Here is a 12,041-nt window from a genome sequence, read left to right as displayed (position 1 = left end):
TTCCGGGAGCGCTCCCGGAGAGCGACCCATGGGAAAAACGCGCGGCCTCCGGCATCGGAGCGGCGACGGCAGGGGAGAGCTTCCGGATGTCCGGGCTCGGGCGCCGGAATCGCGAAATCCCGCGCCCGCTCAGTAATTGTCCCAGAGGCCGGGGCTCGCGATCTCCGCGAGGTTGCCGTCGGGGTCGCGGAAATAGAGGCTCGTGCCGCCACGCGGCCAGCGCACCTCCCCCTCGATGGCGACCCCGTGGGCCTGGAGGTGCCGCCGCCAGGGCTCCACGTCCGCCACCGCGAAGGCGAAATGCGCACGCCCGGCGCCGTCATGTCCGGGAATGGTGCCGCCGAAGGGCAGCGCCACCGGCGCGTCGGCCGCGCCGCGCAGGAACAGCAGCAGCACCGTGCCGCCCACGGGATAGGCGACGAAGCGCGCATCCGCCCGCATGGGCGAGAGCCCCATCACGCCTTCATAGAAAGCCGCCGCGCGCGCGAGATCGTCCACGTAGAGGCCGGTTTCCAGCACACGGGCGAGGGGCGGCGGCCGGTCCATGGCGGAAAGCTCACCACAGGTTCAAGGTGGCCCGCGCCTCGTCGGACATCCGACCCTGGTCCCAGGGCGGATCGAAAGTGATCTCCACCTTCACGCCCGAGACGCCCGGCACGGTCGCCACGGCGTTCTCCACCATGCCCGGCAGCGAGGCGGCGGCGGGGCAGTTGGGGGTGGTCAGCGTCATCTCCACCGCGACAGAACGGTCGTCGGCGATATCGACCCTGTAGATGAGCCCGAGCTCATAGATGTCCACCGGGATCTCGGGATCGAACACGGTCTTCAGCGCATCCACGATGCCGTCGGTGAGGCGCGACAGCTCGTCCTGCGGGACGCTGGAATGAACCTGCGGCAGGTTGCCCGCCTCCGCAACGGTCTCGTGAGCCTTGGTCTCGGTCATGCGAACACATCCTGTGCCATGGGCCGGGCGCCGGTATGGCGATTTTCCAAATGTGGGACCAGATGTCGAACTTTGGTCTGGAACGTTTCCCGCTCGCATTGGCGCGCGGCAGCCGATCCAGATTTTTGAGATCACGCATTTTCTTCACGCGAACCGGCATCCACTTCGCTCGAAAATGCTCTAACGGCCTTGGGCACCACGGCCTTGGGAGTCAGGCACCGGGCCGCGCCCGCCGGCGCCGCGCGCCATCAGGGGGCGCGGGGCGCCACGCGAGCAGCAGCCACCTTTTCATATCCGCCCAAACGACGCCGCGCGCAACGCCTTCGCGCGCCGGCCCAGGCCGGGAAAGAGGCGCGCGCCGGCCCTAGCCGGCCCGCGCCGCGAGCCACCCCGTCATGCGCGCCACCAGCGCCTCGCGCACCGCCGGGTCCGCCACATGCTCCACCGCCTCGCCGGCGAAGGCCTGGATCAGCAGCATCTCCGCCTCGGCGCGCGGCAGGCCGCGGGACATGAGGTAGAACAGCATCTTGTCGTCGAGCGCACCGGCGGTGGCGCCGTGGCCGCACTGCACGTCGTCGGCGAAGATCTCGAGCTCGGGCTTGTTGTCCATCTCCGCATCATCGGAGAGCAGCAGCGCCTGGCTCATCATGCGCCCGTCGGTCTTCTGCGCGTCGGGCCGCACGGTGATCTTGCCCTGGAACACCCCGCGCGCGGCATCGGCCAGCACGGTCTTGAACAGCTCCCGGCTCTCGCAGCCGGGCACCGCATGGTCCAGGAACAAGGTCACGTCCGCATGGCGCCGGCCGGAAAGCAGGCTCGCCCCGCGCACGCCCATGTGGGCGTCGGAGCCGGCGAAGCGCCCGTGCACCGTGAGGCGCGAGAGCGCGGCGCCGAGGGTGAGCACGAAGGCGTCGTAGCGCGCCGCGCGGCCAAGCTCCACCACCAGCGTGCCGAGGTGGGTCGCCCCCTCCCCTTCCGCCTGCAGGCGCACATGGTCCACCCGCGCCCCGTCGCCCACCAGCAGTTCCACCACCGCGTCGTCGAGATAGGCCGCACCGGAAGTGCCCTCGAAGCTCTCGATGAGGGACAGTTCGGCCCCCGCCTCCACCACCACCAGCAGGCGGGTGAAGACGCTGGCGGCATCGGCGGCGCCGAACACCTGCGCCACATGGATGGGCCGCGCCACCTTCGCCCCCGCCGCCACATGCAGCACCACGCCCGCGCCCAGCAGGGCGGTGTTGAGCGCGAGGGGCGCGTCATAGAGCGCCGGCACCGCGCCGGAGAGCCGCTCCAGCAGCGGATGATCCGCCGCCAGCGCCTCAGCGAGCGAAAGCAGTGTCACGCCCTCCGGCAGTCCGGCCGGCAGCGGGCCCACGCGCCCATCGGAGATGGTGACGCGCACGGCATCGGGAAAAGCCACGGCCTCACGCGCGGGGGCGTCACCCGCCGCCGCGCGGGGCGGCACGGTGCGCAGCAGCGCCCGCAGGTCGGTATAGTGCCATTCCTCCACCCGCCGGTGGGGCAGGCCGTTCTGCGCGAAGGCGGCGGCCGCCGCGCGGCGCAGCGCGCCCACGCGGCCGGACTCGGCGGCGGGGGAGGCCGCCAGCATGTCCATGAAGGCCTGCTCGGCGGGGGTGCGCAGGGCGCGCAGCTCCGCCCGCGCGGGGGCCTTGGGCTGCGGGCTCGACCGGTCGACGTTCAGATTCTCGGCAGTCATGGGGCCGTCCTCACGCCGCGTCCGCGCCGTAGGCGGCGTAGCCGGTCTCCTCCAGCTCCAGCGCCAGCTCCTTGCCGCCCGTGCGCACGATGCGGCCCTTATGCATGACGTGGATCACATCCGGCACGATATGGTCGAGCAGGCGCTGGTAGTGGGTGATGACGAGCATGGAGCGATCCGGCGCGCGCAGGGCGTTCACGCCTTCCGCCACCACCTTCAGCGCGTCGATGTCGAGCCCCGAATCTGCCTCGTCCAGGATGCAGAGCCTGGGCTGGAGCAGCGCCATCTGCAGGATCTCGTTGCGCTTCTTCTCGCCGCCGGAGAAGCCAACGTTGACGCCCCGCCGCAGCATGTCCTGGGAGATGCCGAGCGCCGGCGCCTTCTCCCTCACGAGGCGCAGGAAATCGGGGGTGGAGATCTCCTCCTCGCCGCGCGTGCGGCGCTGGGCGTTGAGGGCGGCGCGCAGGAAGGTCATGTTGGCGACGCCGGGCACCTCCACCGGATACTGGAAGGCGAGGAACACCCCCGCCGCCGCCCGCCGGTCGGCCGAGAGCGCCAGCAGGTCCTGGCCCTCGAAGGTGACGGTGCCGTCGGTGACCTCGTAGTCCTCCTTGCCCGTGAGCACGTAGGAGAGGGTGGACTTGCCGGAGCCGTTGGGGCCCATGATGGCGTGCACCTCGCCGGCGGGCACCGTGAGGTCCAGCCCCTTGATGATCTCGTTGCCGCCGATGCGGGCGTGCAGGTTCCTGATTTCGAGCATGTCTCGCAGTCCTTGAAGCTTCGCCGTCGCGGGGGGCGCCGGGCGCCCGCCTGCCGCGCCGTGCCGCCCCTCGCGGGCGGCCTCGTCCGTTGGAAGCCCGCCGGCCCGGAGGCCGGGGCGGGCGGAGATGATGCCGGCCCTCAGCCCACCGAGCCTTCGAGGCTCACGGCGATGAGCTTCTGCGCCTCCACCGCGAACTCCATGGGCAGCTGCTGCAGCACGTCGCGCACGAAGCCGTTCACGATGAGCGCCACCGCCTCCTCCGGCGAGAGCCCGCGCTGGAGGCAGTAGAACAGCTGGTCGTCGGAGATCTTGGAGGTGGTGGCCTCGTGCTCGAACACGGCGGAGGCGTTCTTCGCCTCCATGTAGGGCACGGTGTGGGCGCCGCAGGCGCCGCCGATGAGCAGCGAATCGCAATTGGTGAAGTTGCGCGCGCCCGCGGCCTTGCGGTGGGCCGAGACGAGCCCCCGGTAGGTGTTGTTCGAGTGCCCGGCGGAAATGCCCTTGGAGATGATGCGGCTCGACGTGTTCTTGCCGAGGTGGATCATCTTGGTGCCCGAATCCACCTGCTGGTGGCCGTTCGAGATGGCGATGGAATAGAACTCGCCGCGCGAGTTGTCGCCGCGCAGGATGCAGCTCGGATACTTCCAGGTGATGGCCGAGCCGGTCTCCACCTGGGTCCAGGAGATCTTGGAATTGTCACCCCGGCAGTCGCCGCGCTTGGTGACGAAATTGTAGATGCCGCCCTTGCCGTCCTTGTCGCCGGGATACCAGTTCTGGACCGTGGAATACTTGATTTCCGCGTCCTTCATGGCCACCAGCTCCACCACGGCGGCGTGAAGCTGGTTCTCGTCGCGCTGGGGGGCGGTGCAGCCTTCGAGGTAGCTCACATAGGCGCCCTCGTCGGCGATGATGAGGGTGCGCTCGAACTGGCCGGTGTTCTTCTCGTTGATGCGGAAGTAGGTGGACAGCTCCATGGGGCAGCGCACGCCCGGCGGCACGTAGACGAACGAGCCGTCGGAGAACACCGCCGAGTTGAGCGTGGCGTAGAAATTGTCCGACACCGGCACCACCGAGCCCAGATACTTGCGCACCAGGTCGGGATGCTCGCGGATGGCCTCCGAGATGGGCATGAAGATGACACCCGCCTTGGCCAGCTCCGCCTTGAAGGTGGTGGCCACCGAGACGCTGTCGAACACAGCGTCCACCGCCACCTTCGGCCGCTCCGCGCTCTCGATGCCGAGCAGCGCGTCGCGCTCGCGCAGGGGGATGCCGAGCTTCTCGTAGGTCTTGAGGATCTCGGGGTCGATCTCGTCGATGGACTTGGGCGCCGCCTTGGGGCGGGCGAAATAATAGTAGCTCTGGAAATCGATCTTCGGATAGCTCACCCGCGCCCAGGTGGGCTCCTCCATGGTGAGCCAGCGGCGATAGGCGTCGAGCCGCCATTCCAGCATCCATTCCGGCTCGTTCTTCTGAGCCGAGATGTAGCGCACGATATCCTCGGACAGACCCTTGGGCGCCTTCTCGCTCTCAATGTCCGTCACGAACCCGTACTTGTACTGATCCACATCGATCGCGCGCACCTGCGCGACGGTCTCCTGGACGGCAGACATCTTCACTTCTCCTCTCCCGCGCGGGGTCAAGGCCCGCGGGTCAAGTACGCGTCGCTTCGCTCCGGCTGCCGCCGGGGCCCATCAGGCCGCCCGCGACGAGCGGCCTCTCACCTGCGGCACGACCTTTTGCAAGGCCGCCACCGCCCTATCCACATCCTCCTCGCCGCTCGACCAGCCGAGCGACAGGCGGATGGCGCCCGCCGCCCGCTCCGCATCGAGCCCCATGGCTTCCAGCACGTGGGACGGGCCCACCTTACCCGAAGAGCAGGCCGAACCGGCACTCACGCTTATGTGGGCGAGATCGAGCGCAATCACCAGCGTTTCCGCGCGCAATCCGGAAAAAGCCACAAGAGCGGTATTCGGAAGCCGCTCCACCGCCGCTCCCACCACGGAGGCGCCGGGAATGCGCGCCAGCACCTCGCCCTCCAGCCGCGCGCGGGCGGCGGCGAGGCGCGCCGCATCCTCCCGCCGCGCGGCCACGGCGGCGGCGGCGCCGAAGCCGGCGATGGCGGCGACATTCTCGGTGCCGGCGCGCCGGTTGCGCTCCTGCCCGCCGCCGGCCACCAGCGGCGCCACCCGCGTGTCGTCCCGCCCCGCCACCAGCGCCCCCGCCCCCTGCGGCCCGCCGATCTTGTGAGCGGACACCGCGACGAAATCGAGGTCCAGCTCGCCCATGTGCAGCGGCACCCGCCCCGCCGCCTGCACCGCATCGCAGAACACGACGCCATCGTGCGCGTGCACGAGCTGCGCCGCCTGGGCGAGGGGCTGGAGCACGCCGGTCTCGTTGTTGGCCGCCATCAGCGCCACCATGGCGCGCCGGCCGGCATCGCGGTGGTGGCGCAGCAGCGCTTCCAGCGCATCGAGGTCGATGCGGCCGGCCACGTCCACCGGCACCCGCTCCACCGCCGGGAAGCGATGGCCCTTCAGCACCGCCGGATGCTCCACCGCGCTCGCCAGCAGCACGTCGCAGCGGTGCGGACGGCCGCCGATCTCCACCTCCGGATGGAGCGCCAGGGAGATGGCCTCGGTGGCGCCGGAGGTGAAGACCACGCCGCGCGCCGGTCCGCCCACCAGGGCCGCCACCGCGCTGCGCGCGCGCTCCAGCTCGGCGCGGGCCGAGCGCCCCTCGCTGTGGACGGAGGAGGCGTTGCCCGGCGCGTCGAGCAACGCGAGCATGGCCGCGCGCGCCTCGGGCCGGAGGGGACTGGTGGCGTTATGGTCGAGATAGACCCGCGCGGGCCCGCCCGCTTGCGCCTGCTCCGCCGCCTGCCGCTCGTTCATGTCCGCCTCGATCCGCCTCGCATCGGCCGCAGATGACGCCTGCCGCCCCTCGGGCCGCCCCCTCCCGCCCAGGCCATGCACAGGGCGGAGGTGCGATCCGGAGGCTTGCAATTGCCAGAAATCTCGGCCATAGGTCAAAGTCCAACCGTTCCTGCCTGCGTCATCCAGGGCACGGCCGCTCGGCAAGGCCCCGCGCGCGGGAACACGCTGGAATGATCGGAAATGATGGGTTCGCCCCGTCTTGAAGTCAAGGCGCTCAACGTGAGGACCGGACCCGGCACGGGCCCGCGGCCGATGCGGCAGCGCCGTCCAGACGAAATTCTGATCGGCGCCGCCGGCTGAGGGCTCCGTCCCGCGCCCGGATGCGCCGCACGAGACCGGCCCGCGAACCAGGCGCCTCGCGGACCGACCTGAGAAGATCGCCACTTGGAGCGCCTCCCCGTTTCCTGGAATCGGGGAAACGCTCCAAATTCTTGAGTTGACGCGTTTTCTTCACGCGGGCGGGCTTCCGCTTCGCTCGAAAACGCTCTTGAGAGGTTGCGGACGTCCATGCCCGAAGTCATCTTCCCCGGCGAAAAGGGTCGCCTTGAAGGCCGCTACCAGCCCGCCAAGACCCGCAATGCCCCCATCGCCATCATTCTTCATCCGCATCCGCAGTTCGGCGGAACGATGAACAATCCGGTGGTGTACAACCTCTACTACCAGTTCGCGAACCGCGGCTTCTCGGTGCTGCGCTTCAACTTCCGTGGCGTCGGCCGCTCCCAGGGCGCGTTCGACCACGGCCAGGGCGAGCTTTCGGACGCCGCGGCCGCGCTCGACTGGGCGCAGTCCGTGAACCCGGACGCGCGCGCCTGCTGGATCGCCGGCTTCTCCTTCGGCGCCTGGATCGGCATGCAGCTGCTGATGCGCCGCCCGGAGGTGGAGGGCTTCATCTCCATCGCCGCCCCGGCCAACCTCTACGACTTCTCCTTCCTCGCGCCCTGCCCCTCCTCCGGCCTGTTCGTGCACGGGGACAAGGACGCGGTGGTGCCCACCACCGCGGTGCAGACCCTGGTGGAGAAGCTGAAGACCCAGAAGGGCATCGTCATCGAGCAGCAGGTGGTGCCCGGCGCCAACCACTTCTTCGACGGCAAGACCGAGGAGCTGATGGGCGTGGTGGGCACCTATCTCGACAAGCGCCTGCCCGGCACCCGATCCACCACCGCCGCCTGAGCACGCCGCCGCGCTTTCGACCGAAGGGGCCGCCCACGCGGCCCCTTTTTCATGCCCGACGCCGACGCGGCGACACGGCGGAAGCCGATGGCGTCAGGTTTCCACGATGCCGGTGGTGTTGGCGGCGGCGATGGAATCCGGGCGGCCATGGGGCTTCGCCAGATATTCGCCCGAGCGCATCTCATGCAGGCGCGAGACCGTGCGCGCGAACTCGAACGCCTCGGTGCCCTCGCTCGCCACGTAGAGCCCCTCCGGCGGGGCGGCGGCGGAGGCCACCAGCTTCACGTTGGCATCGTAGAGGGTGTCGATCAGAGAGATGAAGCGCTTGGCCTCGTTGCGCTGGTCCGGCCCCATCACCGGAATGTGCTCCACCACCAGCGTGTGGAACATGCGCGCGAGGCTCAGGTAATCCGGGTTCGGTCCCAGCGGCGCCTCGCACAGATTGGCGAAGGAGAAGCGCGCCGCCCCGTGCGCCATGGCCGGCACCACCAGATGGCGCCCCTTCAGCTCGATGGCCCCCGGCACCCCGCCCGAAGGCCCCGCCAGGCGCGCCCAGGCGGCGTCGATGGCGGCATCCGCCTCCCGCCCGAGCGGCGTGTACCAGGTGGAAAGGCCCTCCAGCTTCTCCATGCGGTAATCGGTGCGCGATTCGAGGGAGAGCACGCTCATGCGCGCCTCGATCATGTCGATGAACGGCAGGAACAGCGCGCGGTTGAGCCCGCCGGCATAGAGGTTCCGCGGCGCCACGTTGGAGGTGGCCACCACCACCACGCCGTCCGCGAACAGCTTCTCGAACAGGCGGCCGAGAATCATCGCGTCGGCGATGTCGGTGACGTGGAACTCGTCGAAGCACAGCACCTTGGCCTCGGCGGCGAGGGCCGCGGCCACGGGGGCGATGGGATCGGCGGTCTTGCGCTCGCCGTTCTTCTGGGCCTGGCGCTCCTTGAAGATGCGCTCGTGCACGTCGCCCATGAAGGCGTGGAAATGGGCGCGGCGCTTGCCCTTGGGCGGCAGGGCCTCGAAGAAGAGGTCCATCAGCATGCTCTTGCCGCGGCCCACCTCGCCGTAGATGTAGAGCCCCTTGGGCGCGGAAACGGGCGCGCGGCGCTGGAACAGCCAGCCGAGGGAAGAGGACTTCTGCGCCAGCGCCTTCTGGCGCAGCTCCAGCTCGAGGCTCGCGAACGCCTTCACCACCTCGGCCTGGGCGGGGTCCGCCTCGATGTCGCCGGCAGCGAGCCGTGCCGCATAAAGCTCCGCCACCCGCGCCGTCGTCTCAGTCGCCATGGAACGTCCCCCGCGCGCGGGCGAGCCGGCGCCGCTTCACCATTGTCGTTGGGGAAGGTGGCCCGGTGCCCCCCTTCGGGGCCTGCTTTAAATCATTTGCCCGCCGCCTGGATACCGGTGCGCACGAAGAAAATGCGCCGGCCCAGGCGCCGGCTCACCCCACGCGCGGCGGCAGGGGGTGGCCGGGCATCAGCTCGTAAGGATGCACCCAGCCGGGCAGCGCGGCGATGCGTTCCGCCCAGCGCGCGATGTTGGGGAACTGCTCGATCTCCACCCCCGCCCGCTCGGGATAATAGACGTAGCCGGCCAGCGAGACGTCGGCATAGGTGGGCAGCGGGCCCACCAGGAAGTCGCTCCTGGCGAGGTGGGCGTCCACGATGCCGTAGGCGGCGAGCGCGCGCAGCCGCAGGAAGGCCGTCACCTCCCCCTCCATGTGGCCGGAGAGGCCCACCATGAAGCGCAGGGTGGCGAAGTAGCTGGTGAACTTGTGGTTGTCGAACAGGAGCCAGCGCAGCGCCTCGCGCCGCTCCGCCTCGCCCTCGGGCAGGAAGCGGCCGGTCTTGAGGGCGAGATAGTCGAGAATCACGCCCGACTGGGAGAGCTTCAGGTCGCCGTCCAGCAGAACCGGCACCTCGCCCATCTCGTTCACGGTGGCGCGGAACTGGTCGGTGCGGGTCTCGCCGCCGAAATAATCGACGAACACCGGCTCCCACGGCAGGTCGCACAATTGCAGCATCAGCGCGGCGCGATAGGCGTTGCCGGACTGGGCGAAACAATAAAGCTTCAGGGGATGCACGGCGGGCCTCCTTCGCGAACCCGGCGAGCTTACCCCCTCGGGCGACCCGCCGCACTGGACAGCGCACCCCGACCCGTGAAATTTGACCCCCGCCGCACGCCGGCCCGCGCGGGCCCGGACGAACGCGAAGGAGCCCGAGTGAACGCGAAGGACCCCGTGAGCGCGCCGCCCTCCGCCCCCGCCCGCGAACCCACGCCGCTCCTCGGCCGCATCGGCATCTGGCTGGCCGATCACGACCCCGGCGGGGTGGACAGCACGCGGGCGCTGCACCTCGGCATCGCGCTGGTGATCGCGATCCTGGCCGGGGTCGCCACCGTGCACGCGCTCGGGCTCGGCATGGGCATCCCGTTCCCGCTGATGGCGGGCACCGGCGCGCTCATCATGATCTCCTTCAACCCCGCCGCCAGCCGCCGCACGGAAGCGCGCACCATGGCGCGGCTGTTCCTGGTGGCGGCCGCCTTCCTGGCGCTGCTCACGGCGGTGGGGCCGGGCGAGGGGGCCGGGAACGCCACCCTGCAGAAGCTGCTGCTGATCCCCCTCTCGTTCTGCGCGCTGATCCCGCGGCGCTACGGCATGGACGGCCAGCGCCTGGGCCTCTCGCTGATCGTGGTGGCGACGGTGGGTACCATTCTTTCCCCCACGCGGGTGCAGGCGGCGCTGCTGCTGGCCGCCTTCTGCCAGGGCGCGGCGGTGGCGGCGCTGCTGCGGCTCTCGCCGTGGCGGCCCTCGGCGGTGGCGGCCTATGTGCAGTCCACCCACGACGTGCAGGCGGCGGTGGCCGCCTATCTGCGCGAGATGTCGGAGGCGGTGCGCGCCGGCATCCCCTTCACCGACGACGGGGCGCGGAGCGTCGAGCGGCTGCGCGCCCGCGTGTGGAACGCCCTCGGCAACGCGCTGGCCGAGGACCCCGGCGCCCGCGCCGACTTCGAGGCCCTGCGCGCCAAATTCTACCGGCTGCGCGTGGCGGTGCAGCTCCTGGCCGGCTGCATCCCGCAGGATGCGCCCGACGCACCCGACTGGCGCAGCCCCTTCGCCGCCGCCGCCGACCACATCGCCCGCCGGCTGGAGAGCATCGACGTGCACGACGTGCACGCGCAGGAGCGCTTCGAGCGCGCCATCGCGCAGTTGCGCGCGCGGGCCTTCTCGCGCGACCTGCCGCCGGAGGCGCGCTTCGCGCTGATGCGCGCGCTGACCGCCTTCGACCGGCTCGGCCTCGTCGCCGACGGCATCGCGCGGGTGGAGACGGAACCCTTCCCCCCGCCCCATCCGGCGGAAGCCGACGCCCCGCCGGCGCCAAAGCCCACGCCGCTCCTGGAGCGGGCGGCCGACGGCACCCGCCGCCTCTCGGCGCCGCTGAAGGTGGCCTGCCAGGGGCTGGTGGCCACCTCCATCACCACCGCGTTCGACGTGGGCCTCCACCTCAGCCACGCCTATTGGGCGACCATGACGGTGATGTTCGTCATCGGCAACAGCGTCGGCGAGACCTATGTGCGGGTGCGCTACCGGGTGGTGGGCACGCTGATCGGCGTGCTCATCGGCATCCTCGTGTTCTTCCTGCTGGGCGACACGGTGTGGCTGCTCGCCATCCTGTGCATGCTGGCGCAGCTCGTCTCCATCGTCACGCAGAAGGACCGCTACGACGTTGCCTCGGCGGCGGTGGGCTTCTCGGTGGTGCTGGGCCTGCACATCCTCGACGGGCTCGGCACCTCGGGCATGCTGGCGCGCATCTACGAGACCGCCATCGGCGCGCTGGTGGCGCTCGCGGTGTCCTATGTGGTGCTGCCGGTCTACGTCACCGAGCAGTTCCGGCCCGAGGTGCTCGGCATCCTGCGCCGCTGCCGCGAGGCGCTGGCCTCCTGGTGGCCCCATGCGGGCGGGCGGGCCTCGGTGGCGCCGCAGGCGCTGGCGGTGCGCCAGCTCGGCACCCGCCTGCCCCAGTTCGGCGCCGAGCAGGCCTTCGGCCACTCCGCCGGCGACACCGCCAACGTGGTTTCCACCCTCGACGTGCTGGTGACCTATCTCGCCCTCATCGAGGACATCTCCGCCCGCCTCGAAGGCGTGGAGGCGCCGGCCGAGATGGTGGCGGTGGTGGAGGCGGCCCGCTCGCGCAGCCTCACCGCCTTCGCGGTGGTGCTGGGCGAGGGCGGGGCCGAGGGCCTCGCCGCCGCCGCCCCGGCGGTGGAGGCGGCGGTGTCGAGCGCGCTGCGCCTCGCCGACGAGCCCGCGGCCAAGGAGGTGCTGCCGCTCGCGGCCGACTACATCGCCTATTCGGATGCCCTGCTGCGCCCGCTGCGCGAGATCCGCGCCGCCTTGCAGGACACCACCCCCTGGCAGAAGGAACGCACCCTCGCCGCCAGCCAGCACCCCATGCGCGCCGGCTAAGGCGTTTCCGAGCGACGACCGATTCGCGCGAGGAAACGCGCCGCGCCTCGATG

The 12,041-nt window shown here is 70.7% G+C and carries 10 protein-coding genes; 2 read left to right on the top strand and 8 right to left on the bottom strand.

All coding sequences use genetic code 11. The features are described 5' to 3' along the window. Positions 1-129 precede the first annotated feature (129 nt). The 6 genes from V5F75_RS08750 to V5F75_RS08725 all read right to left on the bottom strand — a co-directional run bounded on the left by V5F75_RS08750 (position 130) and on the right by V5F75_RS08725 (position 6,314). The gene (locus V5F75_RS08750; protein ID WP_394034756.1) at positions 130-546 is read right to left on the bottom strand and encodes a VOC family protein; all 417 of its coding nucleotides are present in this window, start codon (positions 544-546) and stop codon (positions 130-132) included. Positions 547-556: 10 nt separating this feature from the next. Beyond that, positions 557-943, bottom strand: coding sequence for an SUF system Fe-S cluster assembly protein (locus V5F75_RS08745; protein WP_394034757.1), 387 nt, complete (start codon positions 941-943; stop codon positions 557-559). 364 nt (positions 944-1,307) lie between these two features. After that, on the bottom strand, positions 1,308-2,660 hold the full coding sequence (gene sufD / locus V5F75_RS08740; protein WP_394034758.1) for a Fe-S cluster assembly protein SufD: 1,353 nt from the start codon (positions 2,658-2,660) through the stop codon (positions 1,308-1,310). 10 nt (positions 2,661-2,670) lie between these two features. After that, positions 2,671-3,420: a Fe-S cluster assembly ATPase SufC gene (sufC, locus tag V5F75_RS08735; RefSeq protein ID WP_394034759.1), complete on the bottom strand. Its 750-nt coding sequence runs from the start codon at positions 3,418-3,420 to the stop codon at positions 2,671-2,673. A 140-nt stretch (positions 3,421-3,560) separates the two neighbouring features. Next, a complete protein-coding gene (gene sufB, locus V5F75_RS08730; RefSeq protein ID WP_394034760.1) occupies positions 3,561-5,033 on the bottom strand; it encodes a Fe-S cluster assembly protein SufB in 1,473 nt (490 codons plus the stop codon). Between the two features lie 81 nt (positions 5,034-5,114). Further along, positions 5,115-6,314, bottom strand: coding sequence for a cysteine desulfurase family protein (locus V5F75_RS08725; protein WP_394034761.1), 1,200 nt, complete (start codon positions 6,312-6,314; stop codon positions 5,115-5,117). Between the two features lie 549 nt (positions 6,315-6,863). Here V5F75_RS08725 and V5F75_RS08720 point away from each other — a divergent pair. Beyond that, positions 6,864-7,526 carry an alpha/beta hydrolase gene (locus tag V5F75_RS08720; RefSeq protein WP_394034762.1) on the top strand — a complete coding sequence of 221 codons (663 nt, stop codon included), beginning with the start codon at positions 6,864-6,866 and terminating at the stop codon, positions 7,524-7,526. Between the two features lie 93 nt (positions 7,527-7,619). On the opposite strand, the gene zapE is transcribed toward V5F75_RS08720, so the two are convergent. Together zapE and V5F75_RS08710 are read right to left on the bottom strand one after the other, a co-directional pair. Continuing rightward, positions 7,620-8,810: a cell division protein ZapE gene (zapE, locus tag V5F75_RS08715; RefSeq protein ID WP_394034763.1), complete on the bottom strand. Its 1,191-nt coding sequence runs from the start codon at positions 8,808-8,810 to the stop codon at positions 7,620-7,622. 154 nt (positions 8,811-8,964) lie between these two features. Next, positions 8,965-9,606: a glutathione S-transferase family protein gene (locus tag V5F75_RS08710; protein ID WP_394034764.1), complete on the bottom strand. Its 642-nt coding sequence runs from the start codon at positions 9,604-9,606 to the stop codon at positions 8,965-8,967. 138 nt (positions 9,607-9,744) lie between these two features. On the opposite strand from V5F75_RS08710, the gene V5F75_RS08705 reads away from it, so the two are divergent. Continuing rightward, positions 9,745-11,988 carry an FUSC family protein gene (locus V5F75_RS08705; RefSeq protein WP_394034765.1) on the top strand — a complete coding sequence of 748 codons (2,244 nt, stop codon included), beginning with the start codon at positions 9,745-9,747 and terminating at the stop codon, positions 11,986-11,988. The last annotated feature ends 53 nt before the right edge of the window (positions 11,989-12,041 follow it).

Origin of the sequence: Xanthobacter albus (assembly GCF_043194895.2) — a bacterium.
Lineage (GTDB): Bacteria > Pseudomonadota > Alphaproteobacteria > Rhizobiales > Xanthobacteraceae > Xanthobacter.
Note: the sequence above shows the minus strand (reverse complement) of the source record. Positions and strands in the feature narration are given on the sequence as shown.